13 protein-coding genes and 2 pseudogenes are annotated in these 18,000 nt (G+C 61.8%); 10 read left to right on the top strand and 5 right to left on the bottom strand.

From position 1 onward, the window contains the following. Positions 1-58: 58 nt before the first annotated feature. Positions 59-1,120, bottom strand: a complete 1,062-nt coding sequence (rsgA, locus tag EJ066_RS24605) for a ribosome small subunit-dependent GTPase A (RefSeq protein ID WP_126042537.1) — start codon at positions 1,118-1,120, stop codon at positions 59-61. On the opposite strand from rsgA, the gene EJ066_RS24600 reads away from it, so the two are divergent. Then, the gene (locus EJ066_RS24600) at positions 1,068-1,571 is read left to right on the top strand and encodes a hypothetical protein (RefSeq protein ID WP_126042535.1); all 504 of its coding nucleotides are present in this window, start codon (positions 1,068-1,070) and stop codon (positions 1,569-1,571) included. The two genes, rsgA and EJ066_RS24600, sit on opposite strands and share 53 nt — an antisense overlap. A gap of 165 nt (positions 1,572-1,736) precedes the next feature. Here EJ066_RS24600 and EJ066_RS24595 read toward each other — a convergent pair. Then, a pseudogene (locus EJ066_RS24595) lies at positions 1,737-4,680 on the bottom strand (Rne/Rng family ribonuclease). Between the two features lie 660 nt (positions 4,681-5,340). Between EJ066_RS24595 and EJ066_RS24590 the strand changes: the two are divergent. The 6 genes from EJ066_RS24590 to EJ066_RS24565 all read left to right on the top strand — a co-directional run bounded on the left by EJ066_RS24590 (position 5,341) and on the right by EJ066_RS24565 (position 12,930). Further along, complete coding sequence (locus tag EJ066_RS24590) at positions 5,341-6,648, top strand: N-acetylmuramoyl-L-alanine amidase (protein WP_126042533.1); 1,308 nt, start codon at positions 5,341-5,343, stop codon at positions 6,646-6,648. 323 nt (positions 6,649-6,971) lie between these two features. Further along, positions 6,972-9,428, top strand: coding sequence for a penicillin-binding protein 1A (locus EJ066_RS24585; RefSeq protein ID WP_126042531.1), 2,457 nt, complete (start codon positions 6,972-6,974; stop codon positions 9,426-9,428). 143 nt (positions 9,429-9,571) lie between these two features. After that, positions 9,572-10,703 (top strand): peptide chain release factor 2 gene (gene prfB / locus EJ066_RS24580; RefSeq protein WP_126042529.1). Its coding sequence is split into 2 segments (ribosomal slippage): positions 9,572-9,637 and positions 9,639-10,703, totalling 1,131 coding nucleotides; the frame shifts between segments, so codons are not numbered across the junction. Between the two features lie 444 nt (positions 10,704-11,147). Beyond that, positions 11,148-11,534 carry a hypothetical protein gene (locus EJ066_RS24575; protein WP_126042527.1) on the top strand — a complete coding sequence of 129 codons (387 nt, stop codon included), beginning with the start codon at positions 11,148-11,150 and terminating at the stop codon, positions 11,532-11,534. A gap of 196 nt (positions 11,535-11,730) precedes the next feature. Next, on the top strand, positions 11,731-12,099 hold the full coding sequence (locus EJ066_RS24570) for a GFA family protein (protein WP_126042525.1): 369 nt from the start codon (positions 11,731-11,733) through the stop codon (positions 12,097-12,099). Positions 12,100-12,279: 180 nt separating this feature from the next. Then, positions 12,280-12,930 carry an OmpA family protein gene (locus tag EJ066_RS24565; protein ID WP_126042523.1) on the top strand — a complete coding sequence of 217 codons (651 nt, stop codon included), beginning with the start codon at positions 12,280-12,282 and terminating at the stop codon, positions 12,928-12,930. Positions 12,931-12,993: 63 nt separating this feature from the next. Here the strand turns inward: EJ066_RS24565 and EJ066_RS24560 are convergent, their stop codons facing one another. Further along, a complete protein-coding gene (locus EJ066_RS24560; RefSeq protein WP_126042521.1) occupies positions 12,994-13,266 on the bottom strand; it encodes a DUF2798 domain-containing protein in 273 nt (90 codons plus the stop codon). Between the two features lie 33 nt (positions 13,267-13,299). Then, entirely contained in the window at positions 13,300-14,181 is an 882-nt protein-coding gene (locus EJ066_RS24555; RefSeq protein WP_126042519.1) for an NmrA/HSCARG family protein, read from the bottom strand. A 125-nt stretch (positions 14,182-14,306) separates the two neighbouring features. Between EJ066_RS24555 and EJ066_RS24550 the strand changes: the two genes are divergently transcribed. From EJ066_RS24550 to EJ066_RS24540, 3 genes and pseudogenes are all read left to right on the top strand, one after another. Further along, positions 14,307-15,200 (top strand): LysR family transcriptional regulator, encoded by an 894-nt coding sequence (locus EJ066_RS24550; protein WP_126042517.1) that lies wholly within the window; start codon positions 14,307-14,309, stop codon positions 15,198-15,200. Between the two features lie 24 nt (positions 15,201-15,224). Beyond that, positions 15,225-15,341 (top strand): annotated as a pseudogene (locus EJ066_RS32190) (cell envelope biogenesis protein OmpA); the annotation flags it as partial. A gap of 244 nt (positions 15,342-15,585) precedes the next feature. Then, complete coding sequence (locus EJ066_RS24540) at positions 15,586-16,194, top strand: hypothetical protein (RefSeq protein ID WP_126042515.1); 609 nt, start codon at positions 15,586-15,588, stop codon at positions 16,192-16,194. A gap of 67 nt (positions 16,195-16,261) precedes the next feature. On the opposite strand, the gene EJ066_RS24535 is transcribed toward EJ066_RS24540, so the two are convergent. After that, a complete protein-coding gene (locus tag EJ066_RS24535; protein ID WP_189644357.1) occupies positions 16,262-17,860 on the bottom strand; it encodes a DEAD/DEAH box helicase in 1,599 nt (532 codons plus the stop codon). Positions 17,861-18,000: the final 140 nt, after the last annotated feature.

The raw sequence follows: 18,000 nt of genomic DNA, 5'->3' as shown, positions 1-18,000 counted from the left end.
GCCGAAATTGCCGCAGAGCTGACGAATGGCTGCGCGGGAGAATGGAACGCGCCGCCCGTCACTCCCTGCGGCGCGCACGTTTGTCGTTCATGGCGTTCCTGGTCATTTTGCCGAAAGCTTTGCTGCGGGCGCGCCGATCGGCAAGGCTTTCGCTGTTATAGGCCTCTTCCGCGGCGAGTTTTCGCCACCGCTTGACGCGGTCCGCTTCAAGCTCTCCCGTTGCGATCGCCGCCTGTATCGCGCAGCCGGGCTCCGCCTGGTGCCGGCAGTCGCTGAAGCGGCAGCCTTGCGCAACGGCGACAACGTCGGCGAACACGTCGTCGAGCCCCGACTTCAGGTCGGTGAGCTGAAGTTCGCGCATTCCCGGTGTATCCAGCAGCCAACCACCGGCCGGAAGCCGGTGCAGGGCACGGCTGGTCGTCGTGTGCCGTCCCTTGTTGTCGTCTTCGCGGATGCCCTGCGTGGCGATGCGGCCGTCGCCCGTCAGGGTGTTCACCAGCGTCGATTTGCCGACGCCGGACGAGCCGACCAGCGCGACCGTCTGGCCGCGTGCGCACCAGGGCAACAGGCAGGCTACGCTTTCCGGATCCCGTGCATCCACCAATTCGACCAGCAGCCCCGGCAGGAGCCTTGCCGCCGGGCGGACGAAATCCTGCGGATTGCCGGCCTGGTCGGCCTTGGTCAGCACGATCACCGGCGTCACTTCCGCCTCTCTCGCCAGCGCCAGATAGCGTTCCAGCCGCGCCGGGCTGAAATCCTGGTTGCAGGACGACACGATGAACAGCGTATCGACATTGGCGGCGATGAGCTGGAGCTTTCGCCCGGTTCCGGCGGCGCGCCGCTTGAACAGGCTGCGCCGCCACAGGAGGCGTCTCGGCCTGAGTGTTCCGACGTCGAGCAGCAGCCAGTCGCCGACCGTGGCGGTGGATTCCTCGTCGTCCGGCGTTTCCACGAATGGCGGGATCAGCGTGTCGATGGCCGGCCCGGCCACATGCATGCGGTCGCGATGGACCGCCATCACCCGCACGGGCAGGGCAGGGACGGAAGGGTCGAAGTCGAGTTGGGAGGTGAAAAAGGAATTCCAGCCGAAATCGGCCAGTTCGGATATCTGTGATGTCATTGTCTCGTACCAGTTTGTGTCGCCGAAGAGGGACACACCAAGAAAAACCTCTCCGCGCGCGGCAGAGGCGTCAGGGATTCGGCTGGTCCGAGAGAAAGAAGGGGCCGCCCGTCAGAAGGGTCGGCCTGAAGGCGTCATTGCGCCGCTATCCGGCTCTCCCAGCCGGTTGTTTCATAACGACAATCATAAAAGCCCTCCTTTTCGTCCCCTGCATTCGGGCGGCAGTATGCTTGCGGAACGCGGTCTAGTCCAGCACCGGCTCCGCATCAAGCTCGGTTCGATCGCGGTTGATGTCTTCCTTATCTCATCTATGTTTGCCGCGTTCGTCGAAGCGGCGCCCAACGTCCGTTGGAGTCCGTATTCCGCATTCTTCGATCCGGGCGTTGCCTGGCACACTCCGGAAATCGAGGAACCGCGCACCCCCACCTTCGCACCTCAGCAGACGGACTAACCACGGCCGACCCCCATGGATGGCGATGAGTCAGCTTGTGTGCGGCCGTGGCTCTCCCTCTGAAAAGGAGGCGATCATGACTAAATTAGGCAAGAAAATCCCGCGCCGCCTTTGGACAGCGCGGGATTCTTTTGATTATGAGATCAGGTTAAACCACTAAAAATATTAGAAGAAACCTTTCTTCTGCCACCAGCCGGCACGCTTCGGCTTCTCCTCGGTCTTTGCCTCGTCGGCAACAGTCGAGGACACGATCGGCACAACCGGAGCATCTACCGGTACAGGCTTGCGTCGCGACGGGCGGACCTTCGGCGTTTTTTCGACGGCGGCCGCGGCTGTTTCCTCCGAAACAGCCGCGAGAGGCTCCGCAGAGGCTTCCGGCTCGGCAACCGGCGCCTCGGCGACGATTTCCGCCGCAGCCTTCTTCGGCTTGGTGGCGCGACGCGGCTTCTTCGGCTTCTCGACGCTCGGCGTGTCGTCATTGGCCGGAGCAAGGGCCACAGGCTCTTCGACCGGCGTTGCTGCCACCTCCGGCTCGCTGGAGACGGCTACACCCTCCAGGACTTCGCTCTCGGAAGCGTCGGCCGACTCGGAAGCGTCGGCCGACTCGGCAGTGCCGGCATCGACCACGCCGTCGCCGTCTTCACGGCGATTGCGCTTGCCGCCGCGCTTGCCGCGCCGGCGCTTCTTGCCCTGACCGTCATCCGAAGCTTCCACCGCCTCAGTGACGCCGACCTGCGCCTCGTGGTCTGCTCCAGTGTCTTGCTCAGTCACAGCTTCGGCAACGCCATCCGCTGCCGCCGAGACATAAGCACCTTCCACAGGGGTGCCGTGTTCGCGGTCGCGATCCTTGCCGCCACGCCGTCTGCGGCGCTTGCGGCGCTTGCGGTCGCGGCCTTCGCCTTCCTCGCCGGATCTCGGCTGTTGCTGCGGCTGCTGGCCGGGGCGCGGCTGCTCCGTTTCTGCAGCGGCTTCGTCTTCCCTCCTCGGCGTTCCCTTCGGGCTCTTCCGCCGACATGCGTATCATCCGTGTCTCGACAAAGCCTTCCGGCTTTTCCGCCAGCGCGCCGCGGAAGATCGCATAATGCTGGGCGCCGACCGTGTCGTCGGCTTCGACGGTGACGGTCAGGCCGAAGCGGCTTTCGAGCTCCACCAGCGTGCCACGCTTGTGGTTGAGCACATAGAGCGCGGTCGCCGCCGGCGTCCGCACCGTGATGTGACTGCGCGAATCCTTGAGCAGGAATTCCTCGATCGCCCGCACCACCATCAGCGCGACAGACGAATCGGAGCGCACATGGCCGGTGCCGCCGCAATGCGGGCAAGGCTTCATCGTCGATTCCAGCACGCTGGCGCGGATGCGCTGGCGCGACATCTCCATCAGGCCGAAATGCGAGATGCGGCCGACCTGGATGCGGGCGCGATCGTTCTTGAGGTGATCCTTCAGCCGCTTCTCGACCGAGCGGTTGTTGCGGTTTTCCTCCATGTCGATGAAGTCGATGACGATCAGGCCGGCGAGATCGCGCAGCCTCAGCTGCCGTGCGACTTCCTCGGCCGCTTCCAGATTGGTGTGGAGCGCCGTGTCTTCAATCGAGTGCTCCTTGGTGGAGCGGCCCGAATTGACGTCGATGGCGACCAGCGCTTCGGTCTGGTTGATGATGATGTAGCCGCCGCTCTTCAGCGTCACCTGCGGCTGCAGCATGCGGTCGAGCTGCGCCTCGATGCCATTGCGCACGAAGATCGGCGTCGTGTCGCGGAACGGCTGCACGACCTTGGCGTGGCTCGGCATCAGCATGCGCATGAAGTCCTTGGCCTCGCGGTAGCCCTCTTCGCCGGAGACCAGGATCTCGTCGATGTCCTTGTTGTAGAGGTCGCGCACCGAGCGCTTGATCAGGCTGCCTTCCTCGTAGACCAGGGCAGGGGCCGTGGATTCCAGCGTCAGATTGCGGACGTTTTCCCAAAGCCGCATCAGGTATTCGTAGTCGCGCTTGATCTCGGCCTTGGTGCGGCTCTCGCCGGCCGTGCGCAGGATGACGCCCATGCCCTGCGGCACTTCGAGATCGGCGACGACCTCCTTCAGCCGCTTGCGGTCCTGTGCGTTGGTGATCTTGCGCGAAATGCCGCCGCCGCGCGCCGTGTTGGGCATCAGCACCGAATAGCGGCCGGCAAGCGACAGGTAGGTGGTGAGCGCCGCGCCCTTGTTGCCGCGCTCTTCCTTCACGACCTGCACCAGAAGGATCTGCCGGCGCTTGATCACTTCCTGGATCTTGTATTGGCGGCGCATCGGCTTGCGGCGGTTGCGCGCTTCTTCCAGCGCATCCTCGGCGCCGACCGATTCGACCTCATGGTCGTCGGAATGCGAGGACTGCACCTCTTCCAGCATGCCGCGATCATTGTCGGTGGACGTAGCGTCGCCGGCCTGCTCCGCCTGCGGCACCGCTTCGGAAATCACATCCGCATCGATGCTGGTGGCGATCGAATTGGGTCCGCCTTCGGAAGGCCCAGCCTCACCGTTATCAGTCTCGCCGTCACCGGTCTCATCGTTACTGGCAACATCCTCGTGGCTGGCGACATCCTCGCGACGTTCCGAAGTCTCGGCCGCCATGTCCACAGTTTCGGAAACGGCATCGACGCTCTCCGTGATCGCGTCCTCGCCGTTCTCGTTGTGTTCGCCGCCCTCATCGGATTCGGCAGAGTCGACCGCACCTGCATCGCGCTTGTGCTCGCCTCGATCGCGGCTCTTACCGCCGCGCCGGCGTCCGCGCCGCCCGCGATCGCGACTCTGGCGGTCGTCGCCTTCGCCGTCCTCGCCGTCCTCGTCTTCAGCTTCCTGCGCTTCCGCGCGCAGCAGCGCCTGACGGTCGGCGACCGGAATCTGGTAGTAGTCGGGGTGAATTTCACTGAAGGCGAGAAAACCGTGACGGTTGCCGCCATATTCGACAAAGGCTGCCTGAAGGGAGGGTTCGACGCGGGTTACGCGGGCGAGGTAGATATTTCCTTTGAGCTGCTTCTTGTCCTGGGATTCAAAGTCGAATTCTTCAATACGGTTACCGCGAACGACGACAACACGTGTCTCCTCCGGGTGGGAGGCGTCTATCAGCATCTTGTTGGGCATTATTTCGTTTCCCTCCGGCAGCCGTCATCGGTCGCAGCTTGCGGGGCAAGGCCCGCCGCTGCGGATGAACATGGGTGCCGGACATCTGAACGTCCGCCGGCCGCTGCCTGAGCGTCATGACGGTGCCGCCCGCAGCCATAATGGCGCGGTTTGCTGCGGACCTTTCCATGATTGCGCTTGAAGCCATCGTAACCAGCAGAACCTTTTGAACCAAAGCCCGGGAAAACCGGACCAGCTTGTTTGCTCGTACAGAGCCGGCGCGGGACAATCCCGGCCGTTTCCTCACGCAGGCGATTCCCCCGCCACGGGCTCGCACCTGCGAAAATCGTCGCGATCACCTGATACCTTTTTCGCCTGAGGCGAAAGGATCCGTCGTTCATCTGACCTGTAGCAGGAGGCTGCGGAGAAGGACGGTTCCAGGATTGCAGTGATCCACCATCGCTTTTATGATTTGGCGGGTTGGAAGGCAACCCCGATTCCGATGCCGGCAAAAAGCAGTTCCGCAACGGCAGCACAGCTTTAACCCTTGCGTGAAAAGGCTTGGTTAACCTTCTCTGGATACCAATCGTTAATCGAGTTCGCGGCCACTTCGGCAAGACGCCGACACTCCGACAAACAAGACTGGGCGCATGGCGCCAAACCCGGAGCGACTGGAATAGAATGGGACTGGCAGCCTTCACAGACAAGGGTGGTCGTGCCGGAGGTGCTTTCTTCCACGCTGCCAACTTCCGCGCTGCCAACTTTCGCGCTGCCAACTTTCGCGCTGCTTGTCTGCTTTTCCTGATTGCCGCTTGCCTGACCATTCCGCCGGTTTCCTTTGCTGCCGAAGCGCCGCTCGCCGCGACGGCTTACAAAATGGCGGGCGACGCCACCAAGATGCGCATCGTCATGAATTTCAACCGCGAGCCCGACGTCAGATGGTTCCTGCTGCGCGGCCCCCACCGTCTGGTGGTTGACCTGCCAAGCACCAAATTCGCCATCAATGCCAAGGATGTGAAGGCGCGCGGCCTGGTCAGGGGCGTGCGCTACGGCGACCTCGGCGAGGGGGTATCGCGGCTGATCCTGACCGGCAAGGGCCCGTTTGCCGTCGACAGGCTCGACGTGCTCAAGAATGATGACGGCAGCGGCTATCGCATCGCCATCGACATCTCGGCGGCATCCGCGCGGGAATTCGACGCCGCCCTAGCCAATCAGGCGCTGACCACCGGCTCGACGGTCTCCTCCGACAAGGGTGGCAGGGTCGGTACCGGGCCGATCTCCAATCCAGGCCATCGCTTCACCGTCGTCATCGATCCAGGCCATGGCGGCATCGACGGCGGCGCCGAGGGCCTGAACGGCACGGTCGAGAAGGACGTTACGCTCGCCTTCGCCAAGGAACTGCGCGACAGGCTTGCCGGAGCCGGCAAATACGACGTGTTCATGACGCGCGAGACGGACCAATTCCTGCGGCTCGACGACCGCGTGCGCATTGCCCGCCAGCACGAGGCCGATCTGCTCATTTCGATCCACGCCGACACGATCAGGCTCAAGGGCGTCCGTGGCGCAACCGTCTATACGGTCTCAGACAAGGCTTCCGACCCCGAAGCGCAGGCGCTGGCCGACCGTGAAAACCTTTCCGACCAATTCGCCGGCATGGAAATCAAGGACGACAACAAGGAAGTGACCGACATCCTGATCGACCTGATCCGCCGCGAGACGCACAGTTTCTCGATGAGTTTCGCCCACACTTTGGTCGGCAAGCTCTCCACCAGCGTCGGCCTCATCAACAATCCGCAGCGTTCGGCCAGCTTCAAGGTGTTGAAGGCGCCGGATGTCCCATCAGTGCTGGTCGAACTCGGTTATCTGTCGAACGCCAAGGACGAGGCGCAACTGCTCAGCGCCGATTGGCGCGGCAAGGCGGCCCAGAGTATAACGGATGCCATCGCCCTGTTCGTCTCAGCCAGGGCCGGAGCAGGAGCAGGAGGCTGAGATGCCCGCCGTTGCCCACGACCACAGGCAGGGGTTGCACGGCGACAACACCTTGTACTTTTATTTCCGCCATTCGAAGCCGAAATCCCACGCTGCCGTATTTTGCCCACATGGTGGCGACATGGGCGTTGGAGATCCCGAGCCAGGACTTGGCACGGCGACAACACCTTGTACTTTTATTTCCGCCATTCGAAGCCGAAATCCCACGCTGGCCGTATTTTGCCCACATGGTGGCGGACATGGGCGATTTTCCGATCGTCTCGAAAGCTTGCGCGAAAGGCGGCTTCCTTTAGGAGATTCCCGAACCAAGGACTGGAGCGGGCATGATTCGTCTCATTGGCTATTTCTTCGGCGTCGGCACCGCGCTGGCCCTTTTGGTCGCGGCGGGTGTGGCGATCTATGTCGGCCACTTGTCGAAGGATCTGCCCGACTACGAGGTCCTGGCCAAGTATGAGCCGCCGGTGACGACCCGCATTCATGCGTCCGACGGCGCGCTGATGGCCGAATATGCGCGCGAGCGGCGCCTGTATTTGCCGATCCAGGCGGTGCCGGATCGTGTCAAGGCGGCCTTCCTGTCTGCCGAGGACAAGAATTTCTACAATCACCCCGGTATCGATATGACCGGCCTTGGCCGTGCAATTATGGTCAATCTGCAGAATTTGGGCTCGGGCAAGCGCCAGGTCGGTGCCTCTACGATCACCCAGCAGGTGGCGAAGAACTTCCTGTTGTCCTCGGACCAGACCTACGAGCGCAAGATCAAGGAGATGATCCTCTCCTTCCGCATCGAGCAGGCCTATTCGAAGGATCGCATTCTCGAGCTCTACCTTAACGAGATTTTCTTCGGGCTTGGTGCCTATGGCGTCGCCGGCGCGGCACTCACCTATTTCGACAAGGCGGTGAACGAGCTCACCGTGTCGGAGGCCGCCTATCTGGCGGCTTTGCCGAAGGGCCCCTCCAATTATCATCCCTTCAAACATACCGACCGCGCCATCGAACGCCGCAACTGGGTCATCGATCAGATGGTCGACAACGGCTACGTCACGCATGAAGAAGGCGTTACGGCCAAGGCCGAGCCGCTCGGCGTCAAGCCGCGCCGCTCCGGCACCTATCTGTTCGCCGGCGAATACTTCACCGAGGAAGTGCGACGCCAGATCAGCGCGCGTTACGGCGAGAATGCGCTCTACGAGGGCGGCCTGTCCGTCCGTACGACGCTTGATCCCAATATGCAGCTCATCGCCCGCAAAGCCATGCAGAACGGCCTGATGAAGTTCGACACGCTGCGCGGCTATCGCGGGCCGGTGACGACCATCGACGTATCCGGCGACTGGGGCGTGCCATTGAGCGACGTCAAGGGACTGGACGACATGCCCGAATGGTCGCTCGCCGTCGTTCTCGACAGCTCAGCGAGCGGCCTGTCCATCGGCCTTCGTCCGACCCGGCAAATCTCGGGCGAACTCGTCAAGGATCGTGTCGAGGGCACCGTCAGCCGGGAGGACATGAGCTTCGCCATGCGTCATGTGGTCGACGGCAAGACGGTCAAGGCCAAATCGCCGACGGAGGTGCTGAAGCCGGGCGACGTCATCTTCGTACAGAAGAAAGAAGGCACTGACGGGGCCTATGTCCTGCGCCAGGTTCCCGAGGTGGGAGGCGGCATGATCGCCATGGATCCGCATACTGGCCGCGTTCTGGCCATGGTCGGCGGGTTCTCCTATGCGCAGTCCGAATTCAACCGTGCCACGCAGGCCATGCGGCAGCCGGGTTCGTCGTTCAAGCCGATCGTCTATGCGGCCGCTCTCGACAACGGCTATACTCCGGCTTCGGTGATCATGGACGGCCCGATCACCATCAAGAGCGGTAACACCACCTGGACGCCGAAGAACTACGACGGAAGGGCAGCAGGCCCGGCGACCTTGCGGTCCGGCATCGAGAGGTCGCGCAATCTGATGACGGTGCGCCTTGCCAACGACATGGGCATGAAGCTGGTTGCGGAATATGCCGAGCGCTTCGGCGTCTATGATCGTCTGGCGCCATATCTGCCGATGGCGCTGGGGTCGGGCGAGACGACGGTGATGCGCATGGTGTCGGCCTATTCGATCATGGCCAATGGCGGCAAGTCGATCAGGCCGACGCTGATCGACCGCATCCAGGATCGCTACGGCAAGACGGTGTTCAAGCAGGACGAACGCGGCTGCGAAAATTGCAACGCGGCTGAATGGCAAAACCAGCCTGAGCCGGAACTGGTCGACAATTCCGAGCAGGTGCTCGATCCGATGACCGCCTATCAGATCACTTCGATGATGGAGGGCGTCGTCGAGCGCGGCACCGGCGCCACCGTCGCCGAACTCGGCCGCCACATCGCCGGCAAGACCGGAACGACAAACGACGAGAAGGATACCTGGTTCATCGGCTACACGCCCAATCTCGTTGTCGGCCTGTATATGGGCTATGATCAGCCGAAAGGCCTTGGCAAAGGCGCGACCGGCGGCGGCCTCGCCGCGCCGATCTTCAAGGACTTCATGCGGGTGGCGCTGGACGGCACGCCCAATGTCGATTTCCAGGTTCCCGAAGGCATGAAGCTGATTGCCATCAATCGCAAGACCGGCATGCGGGCCAACCCGGACGACGCCGGCGCCTTTATCGAAGCCTTCAAGCCGGGCACCGGCCCCGCCGACAGCTATTGGGTGATCGGCATGGGCGCGGACGGCTCCAACGCCTCCGGGGGCGCGCTGTCGCCACAGGCCAACCAAGCCATCCAGTCTGGCGGCGGCGGGTTGTATTGACATAGGATAGGGTATTGCGGCCCGGCTTCCGAGCCGGCCCATTTCGCTTTACAGGCGGCGGTGCCGTCCCTATGTATCGCGCCAACCCCAAGCGCAATTTCAGTCATGGGGCACCATTTCAGCACGGGACAGAACAGCCAGCCATGCGCGCGGAAACGCAGAACATTGTCGACGAAATCAGGCAGGCGATAACCCTGCTGAGGAGGCATCTTTGACTGGGATCAGGCCATAAAGCGGCTTGAATACCTGAATGTGCGTGCCGAGGATTCGAGCCTCTGGAACGAGCCGCTGGAGGCGCAGAAGCTGATGCGCGAGCGCCAGGGTCTCGAGGAAGGCATCGCCGCGGTCAAAGGCCTAACCCAGGCACTGGAAGACAATATCGGCCTGATCGAGCTTGGCGAGGAAGAAGGCGACGAGAGCGTCGTCGCCGAGGCGGAAGCGGCCATCCGCTCGATGCGCGGCGAGGCAATGGCCCGCCAGATCGAGACCCTGCTTTCGGGCGAGGCCGACGCCAACGACACCTATCTCGAAGTCCATGCCGGCGCCGGTGGCACCGAAAGCCAGGACTGGGCCTCGATGCTTCTGCGCATGTACACGCGTTGGGCCGAGCGCCGCCGCTTCAAGGTCGAGGTGCTGGAAGTGCATGACGGCGAAGAGGCCGGCATCAAGTCGGCCACGCTGCTGGTCAAGGGCCACAACGCCTATGGTTGGCTGAAGACGGAATCCGGCGTCCACCGTCTTGTGCGTATTTCGCCCTATGACAGCAATGCGCGCCGTCACACGTCTTTCGCCAGCGTCTGGGTCTACCCCGTGATCGACGATACGATCGAGATCGACGTTTCGGAATCGGATGTCCGCATCGACACCTATCGCTCGTCCGGATCGGGCGGCCAGCACGTCAACACCACCGATTCGGCGGTCCGCATCACCCATCTCGCCACCGGCATCGCGGTCGCCTGCCAGGCCGAACGCTCCCAGCACAAGAACAAGGCGAAGGCATGGGAGATGCTGCGCTCGCGGCTCTACGAGGAAGAGCTTAAGAAGCGCGAGGCGGCGGCGAACGCCACCGAAGCGTCGAAGAGCGATATCGGCTGGGGTCACCAGATCCGCTCCTACGTTCTGCAGCCTTATCAGCTGGTGAAGGATCTGCGCACTGGCGTCGAGAGCACAAGCCCGTCGAGTGTACTGGACGGCGACCTCGACGATTTCATGGAGGCCTCGCTGTCGCAGCGCATCGAGGGCGGCGCCGGCGAAGTGGTGGCCGATATCGACTGAAGCGCCTACGCACCAAAGCAGCAGGAACATCACGCTAGAGTAACAGGCTCTCACGCTAATTGAGCAGCCGCTTTATAGCTTTGTTTTTCATCGAATTTTCGAGAACGATTTCTATCTCCGGGTCGGTGTGGCAGGCCCTGCGGGGCGCCTGGCCCGGAACCACGCGAGCTGAATCTCGTTATCCGCGAGCCCATCTGCCGGGGTTGATGAGGTCAGCCTCATCAGGCCCGGCAGGCTGGTTCCTGCCGCAGATGTCGGCGCGCCCGGTTTGCACAGCAATTTCTTGCGCCAACCAAGGAATCAGCCCAGCATCCGACGGCTGGGGGAAAAAGCATTTATGGCCGGACGCGGCGTATCTGCGACCTGACGATCCGGCCACTGGGAAGATGCGTTCCGGGAACGGGCAAGCGAAACGCTTGATACTCGTTGATAGGAACTGCGCCCATGCTTGCTCTCACAACCCGACCGGCCTCAGCCGTCCAGACGGCGCGCCGCCTCCTGAATTCGATCATCGCGGTGGTGGCTCTGACTGCCGCCGCCATCACATTTGCTGCGCCCGCTTTGGCACATGACGCCACGCCAACCGCGGCGAAACCGCAAGGCTGGAGTTACCCGTTCTCCTGTTGCTCGGGCTATGATTGCCGCGCGATCTCGCAGACGTCGATCAGCGAGCGCCCCGAGGGCTATGTCATCAAGGGGACAGGCGAGGTCGTGACCTACAGCGACACACGGATCAAGAATTCGCCCGATGGCGAATATCACTGGTGCTCGGTCGCCGGCGCCAATGATGGAAAGACCATCTGCCTGTTCGTGCCGCCGTCGTCGTTTTGATGCATGCCGCCCAAAAAAGCATGTCCTCGGGCCTGACCCGAGGGTGCGCAGCGGTTTGGGATAGCGACATGCATCAAAGAGATTGAAGCGCGCCACGCAGCTGACGCAGGCGAGTGAGTCTGCCGACAGGCGGTTGTCAGAAGCGTCTCTTTATGTTGCCTTGCCGCGCGGGCGGGCAATCGTAAGGAAGTCGTTCATGACCATAAAGGCAAGCTGCCACTGCAGGGCGACGACGTTCGAGGTCACGCAAGCGCCGCAAACCGTGACACAATGCACCTGCTCGTTCTGCTCGAAGCGCGGCTCGTTGTGGGCTTATTACACCCCCTCGCAATTCAAGCTCACCAGCCCGCTCAAGAATGTCTCGTTCTACCGGTGGGGGTCGAAAACGATCAAACACGGTTTCTGCGCCACCTGTGGCTGCGGCACCTTCACCGAAACGCCGGACTGGTCGACCGGCAAGCCGGATTTCGGCAATCCGAAGATCAGCGTGAATTCGCGCCTGTTCGACGATTTCGACCTCGACCAGGTCGAGGTTGTCGTCATCGACGGCAAGAATCTCTGGTAGCCGGTAATCTCTGGTAGCCGATCAAATCGCGCAATATGGCGGCCGTGGAATTGACCTGGGAAAAGCCCTATCCAGCCGCTTTTCCCGTTCCGCTTTTCGCCGCATTTCATGGTACAAGGAGCCGGAAGGGCTGATATGGCGCGCCGTCGGCGCGACCGCGGTTTGGAGAGGGACTACCGAATGAAAAAGACTGTGCTCGTCGTTGTGGCGACGGCTGTACTCGTGAGCGCCTGCACCACCACCGATCCGTATACCGGAGAGCAGAAGGTTTCCAACACTGCGGCCGGCGCCGGCCTCGGCGCGCTGGCGGGTGCGGGGCTCGGCCTGCTCGCTGGCGGCAACGATCGCCGTAATGCACTGATCGGCGCAGGCGTCGGCGCGCTCGCCGGCGGCGCGATCGGCGCCCATATGGACCAGAACGAGGCCGAACTGCGCCGGCAGCTTCAGGGCACCGGCGTCAGCGTCACCCGCACTGGCGACCAGATCATCCTCAACATGCCGTCCGACATCACCTTCAACGTCGACCAGGACGCGGTGAAGCCCGGCTTCTATCCGGTGCTGAATTCGGTCGCACTTGTGCTGAACAAGTTCCGGCAGACCACGGTCGATGTGTTCGGCCACACCGATTCGACCGGTGGCGATGAACACAATTTCGACCTGTCCCAGCGCCGCGCGCTGGCGGTCGCCAACTATCTGTCCGGGCAGGGCGTCGATTCCCGCCGCTTCGCCGTCACCGGCTTCGGCGAAACACGTCCGATCGCCTCCAACGGGTCGACGGACGGCCGCGCCCAGAACCGTCGCGTCGAGATCCAGCTTTCGCCGCTGACCTGAGCAAGCCGGCATCGAACATGAAGACGGCCCCGCAAAGGGCCGTTTCTGTTTGGGTGTTCTGGATTAGGGGTGGGCCGATTGATCGACAATTGCCGTAACGATCCGGCGCACGATCGGAAGGACGATCAGCAGGCTCGGAAAAGCGACCAGCCATGATATGCCCCATGCGTATGACCAGGTCGCTACGAAACCGTTAGTCCAGCCCGTGCCGATCGCCGTCGAAACCGCCGAGATAATGCAGGTCATGAGGATCGAAAGAACGAACGGCATTACCACTGCACTGTAGGAAGGTGGCAGTTTTCTCAGCTTCAATGTCTTTTGCGGTGATGCTTGCATGGAAATCTCCTAGTCAGAAATGCGTGAGCGCGATCAGGCGATCTGTGCTGTTTGCAGGGCCAGTTCCCGAATAAAGCTTCGCAACGAACGCGGCTCGCGGCCCAAGGCGCAACGCAATGTCAGGCTGTTTCCGCCGAGGCCATATTTGGCGTAATGGTCATGGACTTTAGCCAGCAACTGCATTTGGTGATCACTGTAGGGAAGAAGGGCATTCGCTGCCCACTCGCCGAAGGTCGGCTCGCCAGCAGAGATCGGGCGGCCAAGCTCCTCGCTCATCATTGAAACGATCTCTTCCCGGCTATGCATACCGGCGCACAGCTCCAGGGTCGCATAGGACAACCGCGCTTCGGTCAATGCGATCGCGGCCACTTCAGCGACATCGCGGTAATCGACACGCGCCAGCTTTTTTGTCTTTGGAAACGGTTCCGAGAAGACGCCATCCCTAACGACGGACGGCCAGGCTCCTGCGATATTCTGCATGAAATTGGCGGGATGCAGAATGGTGTATTCCATGTTCGTCGAGTAGAGAGCATCTTCGACCGGCACCTTGCTCGCATGGTTTTTTAGCCTCGTATTGGTCGGCTGGATGACCGACGAGAAGACAAATTTTTGAACGCCTGCTCGCATCGCCGCCTCGACCATTGCAACGCCCATGGCTGCTTCATCGGGAGCAAAGGCCGGTCCAATGTGAAAGACGCCGTCGACGCCCTCGACGGCATTTTCGAGGTCCCGAGGGCTGCGCAAATTTCCGGTCACGACCTCGGATGCCCCAAGGTTCCGGGCCTTTTCGGCGCTCGCGGAGTCGCGAATGAGTGCTCGAACAGTGGCATTGCGACGGACAAGTTCAGGCACGACAAGTCCGGCAAATCGGCCTGTTGCGCCCACGACCAGGATGGTTGGATTGGGTGATCGCATGACATTCCCTTCTACGAAGCTGCCCTTTCGGGATTTCTTCCAGGGAAATAAAAGATCGCGAACATCGTTACAATTGTTTGGCTTTGCGATAGTTTCTCTCGATTTTCGAGAGAAACGGAGGGACCATGAGCCGCATAGATGATTTTGAAGCTTTCATGGCGGTCGTTGAGCACGGAAGTTTGACGGCCGCCGCACGCCGGCTGGATCGCTCATTGCAATCGATCAGCCGGTCTTTGGCGGCGCTGGAGGAATCCGTCGGGGTCGAGCTTGTGCAGAGAACAACGCGACGTTCGAGCCCCAGCGAAGCCGGAGCGGCGTTTTTCCACCGCATCAAACCCGCCATCGACGAAATAAACGACGCAAGACTTCAAGCCGCCAACCGGAGATCGGAGCCATCAGGCATCCTGCGCGTGAGCGCTCCAGTTCTGTTCGGCCCGGACTTCCTTGTACCTGTCATCGCCGACTACATGCGGATGTATTCGCGGGTCGAGGTTGACCTTCAGCTCTCCGATGGATTTGTCGATCTTGGTGCCGAGGGCCTCGATCTGGCGATACGGATCGGCAATTTACCGGATTCCAGCTTGCGAGCCAGACGCTTGGGCGCGTTGCGGCGCGTCGTGTTTGGCGCGCCTTCCTACTTTGAACGCCACGGCCAACCGACCCATCCCTTTGAACTGAGCCATCACAGTTGCATTGTCCGAACCACCGACCCGCGGCCGGGTGAATGGGTGTTTCAGATTGAGGGGAAACCTCGGGTGGTGAAAGTGGCCGGCAGTTTTCGATCCAATTTGATGGCATCGATTTATGCAGCCGCAGTCCACGGATTGGGTTTGGGCTACTCGCCCCTTTGGCAGATAAGGCATTTGGTGGACGATGGCCGAGTAGAGCTGGTTTTAACCGATTTCGAGCCGATGCCGGTGCCGATGCATGCCGTGTGGCCGGAAGGGAGATCGTCTTCAGCCAAAGTTCGCGCGTTTCTAGATATGTTGCCGTCCCGCCTGGAATTCAAAAAGCTGTAGCTACCGGATCAGTGATAGAGCGCGGTCGAACGCTTCGCCGTCATCGGCTTCGGCGAAACACGTCCGATCGCCTCTAACGGGTCGGCGGACGGCCGCGCCCAGAACCGTCGCGCCGAGATCCAGCTTTCACCGCTCACCTGAGTCGGCACCAAACGCGAAAACGCACCCCGGGGGGCCGTTTTCGTTTGAGACGTCTGCGCCCTTCGGTCCAATCCGCCCGTCTTAGGAGTATGAGTTACCTCTAACGGACTGCTTTCCCGGAGCCGTGGGGAGGATTAGCATCGACGCTGTTCCAGAGGGGATGAGGCGGTACAACGGGCCGCGCAATCAGCATTACTGCCGCCTCGGTCTTGCACGGCCAGATCAGAAAATCTGGGAGGAATGCATGACAAGAATAGCACGCCTTGGGCGTTGCGGCGTCCTCGTTCTGACAGGTGTCATTGGCGCTTGGCTTGGCATGGCCACGGCCCAGGCCGAGGACGCCAACAAGGCCGATATCGATGCCTTGCGCAAATCGCTCGACAAGTATCAGGACTATACAGCCGCCATTCGCGACCTCTATCTATCGACCGTTGGCTGCGTCCACTACACCGGAGAAAAAATTCCCGGCGCGATGGATTACCCGAAGGGCGCCATGGGCATCCATTTCGTCAATGTCCCCAGCGTCGGCCAGAAGCTCGACCCGATGCGTCCAAACGTGTTGATCTACGAACCGACCAAGGAAGGCTTGCGCTTGGTGGCCGTGGAATGGCTGGTACCTCTGACGCCAGACACCAAGGAACCTCCGAAGCTCCTTGGCCAAACCTTCCAGGGACCGATGGAAGGGCACTATCCCCTTATCCCGAAAGAGTTCGTCCATTACGATCTTCATGCATGGCTGTTCAAGGAGAACCCGAACGGCATGTTCAGCCCGACAAACCCGACCGTGGAATGCAGCGAAGCCGAGTTCCCGATGCTGGAGAAACCGACCAAGATGATGCCGGGACCGATGTAACTGCGATCCGGTTGCAGCGTGGCGCGCCCGCCGGGCGCGCCAGGACGCACGAACCTCGATCGATTTATCAGACCTTGGCGACGATCCGCATGAAGGCGGGCATGTCGTCGCCGAAGCCGACGGTCGTGTCATTGTCTTCCTGGCGATGGCGGGCAGGGCGGTCGCGCTGCGGCCTGGTGTCGCCACGCTCCGGCGCACGCTGTTCACTGCGATTGGGCGAAGCCTTGCGTTCGGGTGAAGCTTGGCGCTCCGTGTTTTCCGAGCGGATCGGTTCCTTGCGCGCGCGCCGCTCACTGATATCGGCGACCGCGGTCTCGGCCACCACTGGCTTTTCCTCGCGCGCCACATCCGGTGCAGCATCTTCGCTTTGCTTGGCGTAGCGTTCGCGTGGCTTGCGTTCGCTCCTGTCCTTGCGGTCATCGTCCTTGCGGCCGGCGCGGCGCGGGGCGCCGCGGCCACGGCGGGGAGCATCGTCCTCTGCACCCTCGCTGGCGGCGACCGTCGACAGATCGCCGCCATGCCACTCGATCTTGGTGCCGATCAGCCGTTCGATCGCGTCGATGTATTTCGTGTCGGACTTGGTCGCGATGGTAAAGGATTTGCCTGAGCGTCCGGCGCGGCCGGTGCGGCCGATACGGTGGACATAATCCTCTGCATGGATAGGCACGTCGTAGTTGAAGACGTGGCTGACGTCGGGGATGTCGAGGCCGCGCGCGGCAACGTCCGAAGCAACGAGATAGCGCAGTTTGCCGTCGCGGAAATTGGCCAGCATCTGCATGCGCGCGCGCTGGTCCATGTCGCCATGCAGCGCGCCGGCGTCGAAATCATACTTCAGGAGAGAGCGGAAAAGCTCGGAGACTTCGACCTTGCGGTTGCAGAAGATGATGGCGTTCTTCAGCTCCGCATCCTCGGCCTTTATCAGATTGCGCAGCGTCTCGCGCTTGTCCCAGGGTTTCAAGCCGGATTTCACCAGCCGCTGGACGATGTTGGTGGCGGCGGACGCGGCCTTCGAAACCTCGACGCGCACTGGCGCGTGCAGGAATTTCTCGGTGAGCTTGGTAATCTCGGGCGGCATCGTCGCCGAGAAGAACAGCGTCTGCCTGGTGAACGGGATCATCTCGCAGATGCGCTCGATGTCGGGAATGAAGCCCATGTCGAGCATGCGGTCGGCCTCATCGATGACGAGGATCTCGACGCCGTTGAGCAGCAGTTTTCCGCGTTCGCGGTGATCGAGCAGGCGGCCGGGCGTCGCGATCAGCACGTCGGCGCCGCGCTCCAGCTTCTTGTCCTGCTCGTCGAAGGACACGCCGCCGATCAACAGCGCGATGTTGAGCTTGTGGTTCTTGCCGTATTTGACGAAGTTTTCCTCGACCTGCGCGGCAAGCTCGCGTGTCGGCTCCAGGATCAGCGTGCGCGGCATGCGGGCACGGGCCCGGCCCTTTTCAAGCCGGGTGAGCATCGGCAGCACGAACGAGGCCGTCTTGCCGGTGCCGGTTTGGGCGATGCCCAGCACGTCCTTGCCGAGCAAGGCGTGCGGAATGGCGCCGGCCTGGATCGGCGTCGGCTCGGTATAGCCGGCGTCGGTAACTGCGGAAAGAACCTTCGGCGACAGGCCGAGGTCTGCGAAAGTCAACGCTTCTTGAGCGATCTGGGTGTCTGAGGACAAGTTTGGCTGTCTTTGGCTGGTTCGGGGGCGCAACGTAAGCAGTCGCGGCAAGCGCCGCGCGCCTGCAAGATTGGTATTGCAGGTAGGCGCAAGTCCACGATTTGTCAACAGAAACGGGCGGGGGATGGTATGATTGTGAA

The organism is Mesorhizobium sp. M9A.F.Ca.ET.002.03.1.2, assembly GCF_003952365.1.
Classification (GTDB): Bacteria; Pseudomonadota; Alphaproteobacteria; order Rhizobiales; family Rhizobiaceae; genus Mesorhizobium.
Note: the sequence above shows the minus strand (reverse complement) of the source record. Positions and strands in the feature narration are given on the sequence as shown.